This is a genomic window from Microbulbifer variabilis (assembly GCF_056232115.1).
On the sequence record NZ_CP174325.1, the window covers coordinates 64,605 to 80,000 of the forward strand.

Here is a 15,396-nt window from a genome sequence, read left to right on the forward strand (position 1 = left end):
ATTTAACATTCCCTGAAGTATCTGGAGCCCCAGTGAGCGCTACTATTAAACAACTTCGTGCCTTCGTTGTCGTAGCGCGCAGCCGCAGCTTGGCGCAGGCCAGTGCCCAGTTACACTCTTCCCAGCCGGCGCTCTCTATAGCCATCCGTAATCTGGAAGAAGCCACCGGAGGCCCCCTATTCAGTCGCGATGGTCGCCAACTGGTCTTGACCCCAGAAGGACGCGAGTTCCTGGTTCGTGCGGAACAACTGCTTAATAGCTGGGACCAATCACTGGATGCTATACAGCAGCGCTTCCGCCTGGAACGCGGCCAGCTACGGCTGGCGGTTATCCCCGCTTTTGCCTTAAACCGGGTACCCTCTCTATTGGCTGACTTCCACCAGAAGTTTCCCCAAATCAATATTGTGCTGGAAGATGTGGTTATGGAACGGGTTGTAGAGGCGGTGCAGGAGGGACGCGCGGAATTGGGTATCAGTTTTCGCCCGGATGAACTGGGCGGAATGGAGTTTGTGCCCTTTGAACGCGATCGTTTTATCGCAGTAGTGCCCAAAGAGCACATATTGGCGGAAAAAAAGACAATACGCTGGCGCGACTTGGCCACTCACCCTTTTATATCGATGAACCGTGGATCAGCGGTAAGGCGCTGGACGGATACTGCCTTTAACCAGTGTGGGAAAGCCGCTCAATATGTTTGTGAAGCCAACCAACTAAGCACTATCGGGCAGCTGGTCAGGACAGGCTTGGGAGTCAGTGCCGTACCAAGTCTTTGTGAGGCACAAATGCGAGAGCATGGTTTAACCTGTCTGCCTCTCTCCGCTCCGGCGGTGACACAGGAAGTTGGCACGCTGCTCAAAAGCCGCGGCAACCTCTCTGCACCCGCCGGTGCTTTCCTGGAGTTACTCACCGAGCAGTAAGCACCGCAGGAACAGTAACTTGCCCAGAGGGCCAGCCACTACTTGCTGCTGGTGGCGCGCAGCATCCAGGCAGTTTTTTCATGGACACTCATACGATCGGATACCAGGGCAATAGTCGATTCATCCTCTCCCTTTTGCGCAGCTTTTAATACATCGCGGCAAGTTTTAATCACTTGCTCATGGCCCTTGGTGAGAATTTTCACCATATCCTCGGCTGCGGGAATTTCCACAACTTCTTTAATAGAGCTCAACTGCCCAAAAGCCTGGTAGGTGCCTGGCGCAGAAACCCCCAAGGTGCGAATCCGCTCGGCAATATCATCTACCGCGGTGGCCAGCTCGTTATACTGCTCTTCAAACATCAGGTGCAGTTCACGAAAAAATGGCCCGGTAACATTCCAATGGAAGTTGTGCGTTTGCAGGTACAGAGTGTAACTATCCGCCAGCAAGTGCTTGAGACCACCAGCGATCTTTTCCCTATCTTTTTCGCTAATACCAATATCGATTTTTTTCATTAAACAAATCCTTCTTCCAATACTTTTGTCACCGAAGTGGTTGTGATGCCATTCTGATAGCTTTAAAGATTTCTCACAAGCTATCGGGTTGATAGCTTATCTATATAGCCGAGCCAAGTTTATAAGACACTAAAAAGGCAAACATATTTATCCAGGCAACTAACTCGAAATATACCTTGAGTCTGGCGGAACCCTGCTCTAGAGCAACTGTAGGTCTAAAGTAAAAAGATAATTATTACGCCAAAAAAGGAGCAAAAATAAAGCATATTGGCTATGCATACGCTCATATTGCCAGCCCTGTATAAATCTACTGAAAGAAAAATTTAAGAGGAAACAAAGTTGCTAGGTATTACAAACCGGGCAATTACTATGGCTCGGCAGCTGCAAAGTTTGCAGAGCTAAGCTTTCCGTCTCGATTAAGTGCAATTTATTCAAGCTCGATACCGGCAACCCTACCAAGTACTTTATGGCCTCCAGAGCCTGCATACTGCCAACTACACCCAGCGCAGGACCGATCACACCTGCTGTAGAGCAGTTCTGGACTTCAGCCTGCTCCTGGGGCGGAAACAGGCAGGCATAACAGGGACCTTTTCCTTCAGAAAAATCAAAACTAATCAGCTGGCCGGAAAACCCCTGCACCGATGCCATTACCACCAGACATCCTGCCTGATAACAAACCCGGTTGATCGTATGGCGGATTTCCAGGTTATCGGTGCAGTCCAACACCAGATCCACCTGTTTTACCTGCTCACGCAGCCAGGATTCATTCGCCATTTGGCTGTGGGGGTGAATGCGAATAGTTGGATTGGCCGCAGCCAATTGTTGTGCAGCCACCATGGCTTTGGATTTTCCCTGGTGATTGGTTTTGTACAAAACCTGGCGCTGTAAATTGGAGAGATCGATATGATCACCATCCACCAAGTGCAGCTCTCCAATACCGGCTGCGGCCAGATACATCGCTGCCGGGCTGCCGAGCCCACCTAAGCCAACAATCAGAATTCGCGCAGAAGACAGCTTTTTCTGTCCCTCTTCACCCACCTGGGGCAACATTATCTGGCGACTGTAACGCTGTAATTCCTTACTACTTAACATGGCTCTACTTCCGCATGCTTACCTTTCAACAGGACATTAAAATCGGCAACCGCCTGCTTGTAGTCTTCCGCTTTAGTAACAGCGCTGACCACGGCGATACTGCCAACGCCGCTAGCGATAACCTCACTGGCCCGCTGCATATTAATACCACCAATTGCCACGAGTGGATAATCGGGCAATAGTGCTGCCATTCGCGCAAGTTTCTGCACGCCCTGCAACTGATCCGACATATCCTTGGTGTTGGTCGCATAAATTGCACCAATCGCCAGGTAGCTGGGGCGATAACGGTAGGCCAATAGTAATTCATAGAAGCCGTGGGTACTGATACCCAGCTTCAATCCTGCCGCTTGAATTGCCCTCAGATCAGCAGACTGCAAATCCTCCTGGCCCAAATGCACACCGTAGGCGCCGCACTCAATCGCCAACTGCCAGTAATCATTGATGAACAGGCGCAGGTTATACGTCCTGCCAATAGCCACTGCACGCTCAATCTGTGCGCGCAGGTCCCCACCCGGATTCTTTATTCGCAGCTGTAAAGTACGCACCCCCAGCTCGGCCAAGCGCTGCAACCACTCCACTGTATCCACAACCGGATATAAACCCAATGCTTGAGAGTCTGTTTGGGCAAACCCTTGAACAAGAGGCTGGGCCGCACCAAAACCATAATCCAGCGCACGCTCTTCTCCCGGCACTAAAATCTCCGGGAAGTCGATTAAATCCAGGGGCCAGCCACAGTGGCCTACAGGGCCGGCACCAGCGCCGATGTGTGTATTATTTCCCCGGCACAAGCCCCGCTGAACATAGGCTTTACCCACGACGCAGGCATCTCGCAACGGATAGCCCAAGGCGCGGCAGGCGGCAATAGCGGAGGACAGAGTGCAGCCTGTGCCATGTGTGCCTGTACTGGACACTTCCCGGCCAATAAACCAATCGGCCTTTTCACCATCCCACAGTAAGTCGGCAACTTCTCCCGCACGCAATTGCGTATGGCCGCCGGTAACTAAAATTGCGGTACCGCCGTGGGCGTGCAACTGACGCGCAGCTTGCACAATAGATTCCGCACCCGCGACACTGGCCCCGGTAAGCCATCCCAATTCATGTAAATTGGGAGTGACCAGATCACACTGTGGCATCAACTGAGCCAACACCGTTGCGGTAATATCCCCTTCGGTGAGCCCGGCTCCGTTGGTAGCAACAGCAACCGGGTCGTAAATAACCGGAACCGGCTGCACCGCTTTCAGCTGGCGCAGGAAATCTGCCACCGCAACAACTTGTTCAGCATTCGCTAGCAGACCGATTTTAATTGCGGCAGGAAATAGATCCCGCTGTAAGGCCCGCAATTGTGAAGCCAAGACCTCTAGGGAAACTGCATTAATTGCAGTGACTTCCACCGTATTCTGTGCGGTATTGGCCGTGATAGCACTGCAACCATGGCAGCCGAGGTCGGCAAAAGTCAGCAGGTCCGCCTGAATGCCGGCGCCACCGCCGGAGTCACTGCCGGCAATGGTCCAGACAATTGGCTTTTTCGATTGAAGTTGATCGCGCATAAAAATACTAATCCTGCAATATGCTCTCTGCCTGCTGCCAGAACGGCATATCCAGGGTGGGGGTGCTGGGGCTGGCGGTTTGACGCCTGAGCATCAAGCCGGCATTAAAGGCGGCGCGCCCGGATTCCACAGCCAGTTTAAAAGCATTAGCCATCAGTACCGGATCCTGGGCTTTTGCAATCGCGGTATTCAATAACACCGCATCAAAGCCCATCTCCAGTGCTTCTGCCGCCTGTGATGGCGCACCGATTCCGGCGTCAATAATGAGCGGTACATCACTCAGGCGCTCGCGCAGTGTTTGCAGGTTATATTTATTGAGCAGGCCCTGCCCGGTACCGATGGGAGCCCCCCAGGGCATTAATACCTCGCAACCCACATCCAAAAGTTTTCGACACAACACCAGGTCATCTGTGCAATAAGGCAAAACCTTGAAGCCTAATTGAATTAACTCCCGCGCAGCTTCTACTAGGCCAAAGGGGTCTGGCTGCAAATTGTAATCATCACCAATCACTTCCAGCTTGAGCCAATCGGTTTGGAAAATTTCCTGGGACATTTTTGCCAGCTCCACCGCTTCTCGCGGCGATTTACAACCGGCGGTATTGGGCAACAGCTGACAGCCGGACTCGCGAATATAATCCCAAAATCTATTGTCCTGCTGCTGTGCCGGATTTTGCCGGCGCAGGGACAAAGTAATAATTTCCGAAGCTGAGGCTTGCACGGATTCGCGCATAATCGCAGGGGATGGATACAGGGCGGTGCCCACCAAAAGCCGGCTGTTAAATGCCTTTCCGTACAGTGTTAGTAGATCGCTCACCTTTACCCCCCCACTACCGGAGCAACAATATCCAGGCTATCGCCGTTATTTATCTGTGTATTGCTATATTCCATACGGGGAATAAATCCACCGTTGATCGCAACGGCAAATGTTTCTCCGCGATAGCCGAGCTGCTGTAAAAGCACAGAGAGTTTTAGCGGGGATTCAAGGCTCTGTGTTTCCCCATTAATTAATACCTGCATCAAACCACCTGTAACAGTTGTTGTGCCACTTGACTCGCCACTTGCTCCACTACTGCCGGCGCTAAAAGATAACCGTGACGGTAAAGGCCATTCACCCGAATCAGGCCATCCTCGCTGTGGATATAAGGCATATTATCCATAGTGGCGGGGCGACAATTTACGCGGGTCTCAACAATACGAGCCTCGGCAAAAGCCGGGTTGAGGGAGTAAAGCGCGGAAGACAATTCCATACTGGAGCGGACGGAAATGGGCGACTGGTCTTCGCTCTCAATTTCTGTGGCGCCGATTACAGTGCGTCCATCGCTGCGTGGTACAGCGTAGAGCTTATAGCGTGGGTGGAGCAGGCGCACTGGACGCTGCAAAACCACTTCCCGGGATTCCACCACCATCACCTCACCACGGACACCGCGTAAGCCTTCAATCTGCCCCTTGGCACCGAGACCACGGCAGTCGATCACGCAATCAAATTGTTCGCACTCCGAGTTCACAGAGATATACCCAGCTTCGCAATTTACCTTGCTATGCTCTCGCAGAGTGACAGCTCCTCGGTGCAATGCGCTGAGTAACGCAGGCAACAAGCGGTGATTATTGATATCCGCCTCACCTCGTAAGTAAAGCCCCTGTTCAAAGCCGTGTAAGGAGGGCTCTAATTTCGCTAAAGTATTGCTATCGAGTGCCTCCACCTGCTCCCTGGCAGATTCACCCAACTTGCCCTGCAACTCCCGCAGGAATTGCAACAGCTCACTTCTATCCTTGCCGTGAGCAACCAGTACTGAGCCCGCCCTGCGGTATTCCACGTCCTGCCCGCTCTGCTCCTTCAGCTGCCGGGCCCACTCAGGCCAAAGCTCAAGGCTTTTCAGCCCCAGGTTGTAAACCTGTTTATCGCTGTGCACCAATTCCGATAGTGGTGAGATCATTCCCGCTGCCGCCCAGCAGGCTCCCCCGACTGGTGCCGACAAATCACCCGCTTCAAACAGGGTGATATCCAGTTCCCGTTGGCAGAGCCGCCAGGCGAGCAAGCGACCTAACAGGCCGCCACCGGCAATAGCTACTTTGGCTTTGGTTTCGCTTGTCACAGACCACCTATCTTCGCAAATCCAAATCGACACCCGGCGATAAACTCTATGCACTCGCCGTACTTTTGCTATCCGATTCTTGGGGGAGAGGATTCTCCCCCAAAATACTCATCAGCCCTTGTGATAAATCTCGCTGCCCATGTCCTTAAATTTAATCGACATTTCCTCCATGCCCTGTGCCGCTTCCTGCTTGGCCGCATAATCGCGCACATCCTGGGTGATTTTCATGGAGCAGAATTTTGGGCCGCACATGGAGCAGAAGTGAGCTACCTTGCCGGATTCCTTTGGCAAGGTTTCATCGTGATAGGTGCGTGCCCGCTCCGGGTCCAAGCCGAGATTGAACTGGTCTTCCCAACGGAATTCAAAGCGGGCTTTTGACAGGGCGTCATCGCGCTTCTGTGCCCGCGGATGCCCTTTGGCCAAGTCTGCGGCATGAGCCGCAATCTTATAGGCCATAAGGCCCTCTTTAACATCCTCTTTATTGGGTAGGCCCAGGTGCTCTTTCGGGGTCACATAGCAGAGCATGGCGCAGCCGTAGGTGCCGATAAGTGCAGCGCCGATGCCGGAAGTAATGTGGTCGTAGCCGGGAGCAATATCCGTGGTCAACGGACCTAGAGTGTAGAAAGGTGCGCCGTGGCAGTGCTTTAGCTGCTCATCCATATTTTCTTTGATCTTATGGATAGCCACATGGCCGGGGCCTTCGATCATGGTCTGAACATCGTGCTTCCAGGCAATTTCAGTCAGCTCGCCAAGCGTGTGCAGCTCGCCAAACTGGGCTTCATCGTTAGCATCCGCAATTGAGCCCGGGCGCAGGCCATCACCGAGACTAAAGCTCACATCGTAAGCCTTCATAATCTCGCAGATTTCCTCGAAGTGGGTGTAGAGGAAATTCTCTTTGTGATGGGCGAGGCACCACTTGGCCATGATGGAACCACCGCGAGAAACAATCCCGGTCATACGTTTGGCAGTGAGCGGCACATAGCGCAAAAGCACGCCAGCATGAATAGTGAAGTAATCCACCCCCTGCTCTGCCTGCTCAATCAAGGTATCGCGGAACACATCCCAGTTAAGATCTTCAGCAATTCCGTTTACTTTCTCCAGCGCCTGGTAAATCGGCACGGTACCGATGGGCACTGGCGAGTTGCGCAGAATCCACTCGCGGGTTTCGTGGATATTGGCACCGGTGGACAGATCCATCACCGTGTCCGCGCCCCACTTGGTAGACCAAACCAGTTTCTCCACTTCCTCTTCAATGGAAGAAGTCACAGCAGAATTACCAATATTTGCATTCACCTTGCACAGGAAGTTGCGCCCGATAATCATCGGCTCCACTTCCGGGTGATTAATATTCGCCGGGATAATTGCCCGCCCCTCTGCAACTTCCCGGCGCACAAATTCCGGCGTGATTTGCTCGGGGATGTAAATACCATCACGTGCCTTCTGGTATTCACTTTCACTCATTTCCGCTGCCAACTTGGCTCGCCCCATATTTTCGCGCACTGCGATAAATTCCATCTCTGGGGTAATAATGCCGCGGCGGGCATAGTGCATCTGAGATACATTCTGTCCCGGTTTGGCCCGGCGAGGGCTGGGAAGGTTTTCAAAGCGGATATGATCCAGCCCCTGGTTCGCCATACGCTTCTGGCTGTAGGCCGCTTGGCGAGAGTCCAGCAGTTCAGTATCTCTGCGGGCCTCTATCCAGCCCTGGCGCAATTTGGGCAACCCTTCCCGTACGTCCACTTTAAAATTGGGCTCGGAATAGGGGCCCGAAGTGTCGTAAATGGTTAGGGGCTCATTGGGTTCAAACACCGGATTCTCTGCATCCCCCCCTACCAAACTATCTCCCAAACAGATCTGGCGGGCACCAACCTGAATGTCGGGAGTTTCACCGGGCAAATACACCTTGCTCGAGTTGGGGAAAGATTGAACCGTGAGATTTTCAAGAAATTCTTTAGCGGAATCGCGACTGGCAGCGCGGGAGGACTTTCCGGCTTTACCGGATTGTTCAATGATCTCAGACATGCGTAACCTTAAAACTTGGAAATTTAAAGGTCGCAGCATCCAGGGCACATACAAAGAGAAAAGACGCCAAACTGTAACAAAACAGGCGACTTCAGATCTTGTTCCCTACGCGGGGGTTACCCCGATCAGGTTCAACGGATCTCGCAACAGCGATCTCAGCCCACAGGCACTCCGACAAGTAGAGCGCAGTATAGTGGAAGCTAACAGATATGAACAGAAGGTCACCCGGGCGGATAAATATCATCGCATAGATCTTTAATAGAAGTGGCCTTGCAGAAAGAAATGTTACAGACGACAAAACCCCAACCCACTTCAACTTATTAAACTCTGACTAATTAGTCGGAAGCATTCACTTCTCTCCCTTTTCCACTCCGACCTACACTCCACTGGTTCACCGATGCAGTACCAAAAAAATAATTATCTACGACGAAAGTCGGTGTGGGAGAAAACACAATGTGGAATAAATATGGAGTAGTAATAACCCTGGCTTTGTGCGTTTTGTCGATACAGCCAGCAATGGCAGCCCCCTCCAAGTCGGTCGCCGCGGGTGACAGTATTACCATGGCATTCGGAGCGGACTGTACCCGCAATAAGTATTTCTGGGATCTTTTCTGTCTCCTTGGTGGAGACCAACCAGAGCACTCCTGGTTTGATGGTGATGACAATTCAGTTGAAAGTATTCATGACAAGTATAAAGTTAATTCACCAAATATGGCCGCTAATAAAAATGCGGCGGAATCTGGAGCGGAAATGCTCAGTGGTGGAGACAATTTCTCTACTCAAGCCGACCGGATTCTTTCGCAGAATAATGTAGCTGACCACGTAGAAGTAGTTTTAGGCGGTAATGATATCTGTAACCGCGAGTGTGTAGATCCGGCGAATTGTGATGATCCACTTTACACTGATAGTGAATGGCGCTCTGCAATTCGCGCGGGGTTAGACAAACTGGTCGAAGGCCTGCCCAATGGCTCTACTATTCTTCTCGGTTCGGTACCCCGTGTACAAGACCTGCGCGCAGCAGGGTTGGAAAAGCAAGCCGGAAACTCTCGGGTAGACTGTGAAAGTGTCTGGTCTACCTTTGGTATCTGCCGAATTGCTACCAATGGCGGTACTATGAATGGAGAGGATTTTACCACTCGCTACAACGGTATTAGCGCAGCCCAACGTCGATATAACGAAATACTTGCCGAGGAGGCAGAAAGCTATAATGGCACCAATGGCGTTGAAGTAATAGCCGAGTACACTGGTGAAGGTGAGGTAAATGCCGGTACTTTCCAATTTGGTAAGGACGATATTGATGGCGGTGACTGCTTCCATCCCAGTGTCCAAGGCCAGAATATAGTGGCTGATCTTTTGTGGCAAGGCAATACAGATAAGTAATTAAGTTCAAATTTTACTGCTCGGTGGATATAGAGCCTGTTGCTTTTTTAGATTGTTGTTACAACAGGCTCATTTCTTATTTCTGTTATTCTTTCTCGCTATCCGGCTCTTCTTCAAAGTATCCTAACTCTTCAACAACGTACTGTAATCGATGTGGCAATCCCTTACGCATGAATGCCACATCAATTATCTTTCCGCTGGTCAGCGCATCCCATAGGGCATTTTGACCACTATGAACCCAGCTATCATTAACCCTCAGCAATACATCATTTTCCTGAAAGCCTAATGCAGTAAAGAATTCATTATCAGCAACGCCTTCCAGTCGCATCAGGTGATACCCTTCGACTTCCAGTTCTGCCTCTGTAAACTTAGACTCCAGGATTTCACGCTCCTCCAATTGTCTACTCAACCATTCCTGCCCCAGGGTAAGCACTCCAGATGGAGAGATTAGCTGACGGGTTCCAGGTCCCATCGGTTGTTCAATACGACGCTTAAGTTTCTCACTATGTATATATGACTGGGTCAATAAAATATCAGTGCCCTCTTCACCTTCAAGGGGAAGTTTCGCCAATCCCTCATTGCTCTCAATGACGGCAAACTTGGAATAGAGCCGCAGCAGCGAGACTCCCTCTAAAAGCGCTTGTCCCAAAGTGAAATATTGAGCCGTTGCCCCATTCACTTCAATTAATGCTTTTGATCTATTTTTGACACTCGACTCGCTAATCCCAAGCAGTCGAAGCGGCAATTTAGTTAAGGGTAAATTTCGCTCATTGATATTATTGCTATCTTTCTGGACAGCTTCATCTTTTGGGTTTATTCCCAAAGAATACAATTCCTTTTCAATCCAGAAAGAATACTGTTCAAAAGTGCGAGGTCCCTTTAGGTATAAGCCGTTGATAAAAACTACGGGTACATTTTTTAGTCCAAGAGCAATGGCTAGTTTTTGGTCTTCAAGCACCTGAGATCTATATAGCCCGTCAGCTCTACAACGATCAAACTGTGAACTATCCATTTGAAGCTGTTTAGCCAAGCGTACGTATTCGTTTTTATTAACGCTTGGAGCCAGAGTATATAATGCATCATGGTACTCCCAAAACTTGCTTTGCTCTGCTGCACAACGTGTTACAGCTGCAGCCATTACACCCTCTCTATGAAACTTCAAAGGAAAATCGAAATTAACCTGCCTTATCCATTCCTGATACTCAACCATTAAGCGCCTAAACACAGGCTGAGTGGATTTACAATGTGGCGACTGAAAAGAGCAAAATACTGCGATGGTGACAGGCGCCCGGGGATTTCCTCGAATATTTCGTGCACTATAAGTCAGCTCGATACGAGGCGGCTGTGGAAAAGGTAATAATATCTCGATATCAGCTCTACCCTCCCCCGTACTACCTATTAATTCATGAAGCTTATTTAATCGTAACTCGTATTGCATTTCAGCTATATCATATAGAGCAAATTGAAGCTCGCTATCCAGTGCCTCAATGCTAATTTCATGCTTACCTACCCGAGCTGCAATCTCTCGATGCTTCGTTTTTTCATAACCTAAAGGAAAATCAGAAAACTTTGAATAACCACTAAAAATAGTGAAAGTGGTCAAAGCTCCCAAGACTACATAAAGAAACTTAAGCTTCCACATGGTTTATATCCTCATGGTGTTTTATCTATGTTACCAGGGAAGATATTTTCTAGCCTTACTTGGTAGAATTTCTAAGAAATAATTTATAGAAGTGGGAACTAAGCTTACCTTTTGGCACCGCATTCAGCAGAAATTTAACATCCCATATTTACGATGCAATGGTCTTTAATAGTCAATACTGTTAGAATTAAAGTGAAGGAACGCTATAATCGATACTTTGCATATCGACTTTATATATAAATATAAAGTAATGAATGACATCTAGTGAAAATTGAAAATATAAGAGATAAATCTTATAAATTCAAAACAACAGCCCCTAAAAGCCATTTAGTGAAAGTAAAATCGTCCTGACAGAATAATGCTCTTTTAATATAACTTTTAAAAGAGCACCTGATTCACTATCTGATTTAAATCGAATTAGTTTTTATTGTTTGTAGCAGTATCTTTTTCCTTATAGGTGGTTCCCACCATCGAAATACAGTTTGGGCAGCCAGAATACCCCTTACCATAGGATGTTCCCCCTCCTGTTCCGAGTTGCTGGTGCTCTATAACAATCACATGCCCCCCTAACTGTGCCGCTTGATTCTTCAAATCAGTTCGGCATTGCTTTATATTAGTGATTGCTGATCGTGCATTAAATCCAAAGTTACAAGCAACCTCACCAACTTCATAATATTTATCAAGATCAGAAATAGATATCTGTTGCACAATTTGTATATCTCTTCCTGCATCTGTTAATTCCACAGTTGCACAAGAAGATAGCAGCATAATTAAAGCAGTTATTAAAAATCTCACCCTACCTGGCATAAAGCCCCCTTGACCCTATTTATTATTTTCAAAAGGATTATTACTTCATAGCGACTGAAATAGTCAGTTACAGCCCACATGTTACTTATTGTATTCCAGTTAAGTATTATCTTTTAGTGAAGCTAATCAAGTAATTTGAAGCCTAAAAATAGATAAACACAACCCAAATCCGGACTTTACGGCCTTTCGCAGAGCACGGAATCATAATTTAGGGCTTTATTTGTTTTTTTTACACATAAAAAAAGGGCCACCCAATGGGTGGCCCTTTCGGATTAGAAGCCTGACGATGACCTACTCTCACATGGGGAAGCCCCACACTACCATCGGCGATGTTGCGTTTCACTTCTGAGTTCGGCAAGGGATCAGGTGGTTCCACAACTCTATTGTCGTCAGGCAAACTGGCTTGGGTTGGCGCTGGTCTTATAAGCAATGTGCTTGGCCTGCCGCGTTATCGCTGTTTGCCTCGGTCATGTTGTTGACCGGCGATAACCCCAAATAAGTCGGTAAAACAATCTGTAGTAATACACCGCAAGCGATCGTATGTCTCTAACTCACAATCCGCTAGCTTAGCTAGTCGTTAGTAACCATCTCTGTTGTATGGTCAAGCCGCACGGGCAATTAGTACTGGTTAGCTCAACGCCTCACAACGCTTCCACACCCAGCCTATCAACGTGGTAGTCTTCCACGGCCCTTTAGGGGAATCAAGTTCCCAGGGAGATCTTATCTTGAAGGAGGCTTCCCGCTTAGATGCTTTCAGCGGTTATCCCGTCCGAACATAGCTACCCGGCAATGCCACTGGCGTGACAACCGGAACACCAGAGGTTCGTTCACTCCGGTCCTCTCGTACTAGGAGCAACTCTTCTCAAATCTCCAACGCCCACGGCAGATAGGGACCGAACTGTCTCACGACGTTCTAAACCCAGCTCGCGTACCACTTTAAATGGCGAACAGCCATACCCTTGGGACCGGCTTCAGCCCCAGGATGTGATGAGCCGACATCGAGGTGCCAAACACCGCCGTCGATGTGAACTCTTGGGCGGTATCAGCCTGTTATCCCCGGAGTACCTTTTATCCGTTGAGCGACGACCCTTCCATACAGAATCGCCGGATCACTATGACCTACTTTCGTACCTGCTCGACATGTCTGTCTCGCAGTCAAGCGCACTTATACCATTATGCTCATTGCATGATTTCCGACCATGCTGAGTGCACCTTCGTACTCCTCCGTTACTCTTTGGGAGGAGACCGCCCCAGTCAAACTACCCACCATACACTGTCCTCGATCCGGATAACGGACCAGAGTTAGAACCTCAAACATACCAGGGTGGTATTTCAAGGACGGCTCCACAACAACTAGCGTCGCTGCTTCAAAGCCTCCCACCTATCCTACACAAATAGGCTCAAAGTTCAGTGCAAAGCTGTAGTAAAGGTTCACGGGGTCTTTCCGTCTAGCCGCGGGTACACTGCATCTTAACAGCGATTTCAATTTCACTGAGTCTCTGGTGGAGACAGCGTGGCCATCGTTACGCCATTCGTGCAGGTCGGAACTTACCCGACAAGGAATTTCGCTACCTTAGGACCGTTATAGTTACGGCCGCCGTTTACCGGGGCTTCGATCAAGAGCTTCGCCGAAGCTAACCCCATCAATTAACCTTCCGGCACCGGGCAGGCGTCACACCCTATACGTCCACTTACGTGTTTGCAGAGTGCTATGTTTTTAATAAACAGTCGCAGCCACCTGGTCACTTCGACCGGCCTCAGCTTAGGGAGCAAGTCCCATCACCAAAACCGGCGTACCTTCTCCCGAAGTTACGGTACCATTTTGCCTAGTTCCTTCACCAGAGTTCTCTCAAGCGCCTTGGTATTCTCTACCTGACCACCTGTGTCGGTTTAGAGTACGGTTCACTATTGCCTGAAGCTTAGAAGTTTTTCCTGGAAGCAGGGCATCAACCACTTCGTCTCTAAAAGAGACTCGTCATCAGTTCTCAGCCTTAGGGACCCGGATTTGCCTAAGTCCCCAGCCTACAACCTTAAACATGGACAACCAATCGCCATGCTGGCCTAGCCTTCTCCGTCACTCCATCGCAGCAATAGCGAGTACAGGAATATTAACCTGTTTTCCATCGACTACGGCTTTCGCCCTCGCCTTAGGGGCCGACTAACCCTGTCCCGATTAGCGTTGGACAGGAACCCTTGGTCTTCCGGCGGGGAGGTTTTTCACCTCCCTTATCGTTACTCATGTCAGCATTCGCACTTGTGATACCTCCAGCAGACCTCCCGATCCACCTTCAACGGCTTACACAACGCTCCTCTACCATGCCCGAAGGCATCCGCAGCTTCGGTTACCAATTTAGCCCCGGTATATCTTCCGCGCAGGCCGACTCGACTAGTGAGCTATTACGCTTTCTTTAAAGGATGGCTGCTTCTAAGCCAACCTCCTAGCTGTCTGGGCCTTCCCACATCGTTTCCCACTTAATTGGTATTTGGGACCTTAGCTGGCGGTCTGGGTTGTTTCCCTTTCCACGACGGACGTTAGCACCCGCCGTGTGTCTCCCGCGATTGCACTCCTCGGTATTCGGAGTTTGCATGGGGTTGGTAAGTCGGGATGACCCCCTAGCCCAAACAGTGCTCTACCCCCGAGGGTGAGACGCGAGGCGCTACCTAAATAGCTTTCGAGGAGAACCAGCTATCTCCCGGCTTGATTAGCCTTTCACTCCGATCCACAGGTCATCCCCTAATTTTTCAACATTAGTGGGTTCGGTCCTCCAGTTGATGTTACTCAACCTTCAACCTGCCCATGGATAGATCGCCGGGTTTCGGGTCTATTGCCTGCAACTAAACGCCCTATTAAGACTCGATTTCTCTACGGCTCCCCTAAGCGGTTAACCTTGCTACAGACAATAAGTCGCTGACCCATTATACAAAAGGTACGCAGTCACCCCGAAGGGCTCCTACTGCTTGTACGTATACGGTTTCAGGTTCTATTTCACTCCCCTCTCCGGGGTTCTTTTCGCCTTTCCCTCACGGTACTGGTTCACTATCGGTCAGCTGGGAGTATTTAGCCTTGGAGGATGGTCCCCCCATATTCAGTCAAGATAACACGTGTCCCGACCTACTCGATTTCACTCTAAATGCCTTTTCGTGTACGGGGCTATCACCCTGTATCGCGGTACTTTCCAGAACCTTCCACTAAAACATAAAAAGCTTAAGGGCTAATCCCCGTTCGCTCGCCGCTACTAAGGGAATCTCGGTTGATTTCTTTTCCTCCGGGTACTTAGATGTTTCAGTTCCCCGGGTTCGCCTCCATAACCTATGAATTCAGTTATGGATACTCCTAAAAGGAGTGGGTTTCCCCATTCGGACATTCTAGGATCAAAGCTTGTGTGC

General features: G+C 49.7%; 11 protein-coding genes, 2 rRNA genes and 1 riboswitch (1 of these 14 cut by a window edge). Of the genes, 2 read left to right on the forward strand and 11 right to left on the reverse strand.

What is annotated here, in order from left to right; all coding sequences use genetic code 11:
* Positions 1-32: 32 nt before the first annotated feature.
* The gene (locus tag ACJJI7_RS00285; RefSeq protein ID WP_353376506.1) at positions 33-914 is read left to right on the forward strand and encodes a LysR family transcriptional regulator; all 882 of its coding nucleotides are present in this window, start codon (positions 33-35) and stop codon (positions 912-914) included.
* 38 nt (positions 915-952) lie between these two features.
* Here the strand turns inward: ACJJI7_RS00285 and ACJJI7_RS00290 are convergent, their stop codons facing one another.
* The 7 genes from ACJJI7_RS00290 to thiC all read right to left on the reverse strand — a co-directional run bounded on the left by ACJJI7_RS00290 (position 953) and on the right by thiC (position 8,180).
* Positions 953-1,426: a Dps family protein gene (locus tag ACJJI7_RS00290; protein WP_020413578.1), complete on the reverse strand. Its 474-nt coding sequence runs from the start codon at positions 1,424-1,426 to the stop codon at positions 953-955.
* A gap of 342 nt (positions 1,427-1,768) precedes the next feature.
* Complete coding sequence (locus tag ACJJI7_RS00295; RefSeq protein ID WP_020413579.1) at positions 1,769-2,518, reverse strand: HesA/MoeB/ThiF family protein; 750 nt, start codon at positions 2,516-2,518, stop codon at positions 1,769-1,771.
* Positions 2,512-4,065, reverse strand: a complete 1,554-nt coding sequence (thiE, locus tag ACJJI7_RS00300) for a thiamine phosphate synthase (RefSeq protein WP_282952808.1) — start codon at positions 4,063-4,065, stop codon at positions 2,512-2,514. The genes ACJJI7_RS00295 and thiE overlap by 7 nt, the downstream gene beginning before the upstream one ends.
* A 7-nt stretch (positions 4,066-4,072) precedes the next feature.
* The gene (locus ACJJI7_RS00305; protein WP_020413581.1) at positions 4,073-4,879 is read right to left on the reverse strand and encodes a thiazole synthase; all 807 of its coding nucleotides are present in this window, start codon (positions 4,877-4,879) and stop codon (positions 4,073-4,075) included.
* 2 nt (positions 4,880-4,881) lie between these two features.
* Positions 4,882-5,082, reverse strand: a complete 201-nt coding sequence (gene thiS, locus ACJJI7_RS00310; protein ID WP_353376501.1) for a sulfur carrier protein ThiS — start codon at positions 5,080-5,082, stop codon at positions 4,882-4,884.
* Positions 5,082-6,158 carry a glycine oxidase ThiO gene (gene thiO / locus ACJJI7_RS00315; RefSeq protein WP_282952807.1) on the reverse strand — a complete coding sequence of 359 codons (1,077 nt, stop codon included), beginning with the start codon at positions 6,156-6,158 and terminating at the stop codon, positions 5,082-5,084. The genes thiS and thiO overlap by 1 nt, the downstream gene beginning before the upstream one ends.
* A gap of 111 nt (positions 6,159-6,269) precedes the next feature.
* Positions 6,270-8,180, reverse strand: a complete 1,911-nt coding sequence (gene thiC / locus ACJJI7_RS00320; protein WP_353376499.1) for a phosphomethylpyrimidine synthase ThiC — start codon at positions 8,178-8,180, stop codon at positions 6,270-6,272.
* 85 nt (positions 8,181-8,265) lie between these two features.
* Positions 8,266-8,364, reverse strand: a riboswitch (TPP riboswitch).
* 269 nt (positions 8,365-8,633) lie between these two features.
* On the opposite strand from thiC, the gene ACJJI7_RS00325 reads away from it, so the two are divergent.
* A complete protein-coding gene (locus tag ACJJI7_RS00325; RefSeq protein WP_020413586.1) occupies positions 8,634-9,560 on the forward strand; it encodes an SGNH/GDSL hydrolase family protein in 927 nt (308 codons plus the stop codon).
* Positions 9,561-9,645: 85 nt separating this feature from the next.
* Here the strand turns inward: ACJJI7_RS00325 and ACJJI7_RS00330 are convergent, their stop codons facing one another.
* The 4 genes from ACJJI7_RS00330 to ACJJI7_RS00345 all read right to left on the reverse strand — a co-directional run.
* Entirely contained in the window at positions 9,646-11,202 is a 1,557-nt protein-coding gene (locus ACJJI7_RS00330; RefSeq protein WP_020413587.1) for a thioredoxin domain-containing protein, read from the reverse strand.
* A 417-nt stretch (positions 11,203-11,619) separates the two neighbouring features.
* Complete coding sequence (locus tag ACJJI7_RS00335; RefSeq protein ID WP_282952805.1) at positions 11,620-12,009, reverse strand: hypothetical protein; 390 nt, start codon at positions 12,007-12,009, stop codon at positions 11,620-11,622.
* Between the two features lie 278 nt (positions 12,010-12,287).
* Positions 12,288-12,403, reverse strand: a 5S ribosomal RNA gene (gene rrf / locus ACJJI7_RS00340).
* 203 nt (positions 12,404-12,606) lie between these two features.
* Positions 12,607-15,396 (reverse strand): 23S ribosomal RNA (locus ACJJI7_RS00345); it runs 88 nt beyond the window's last position.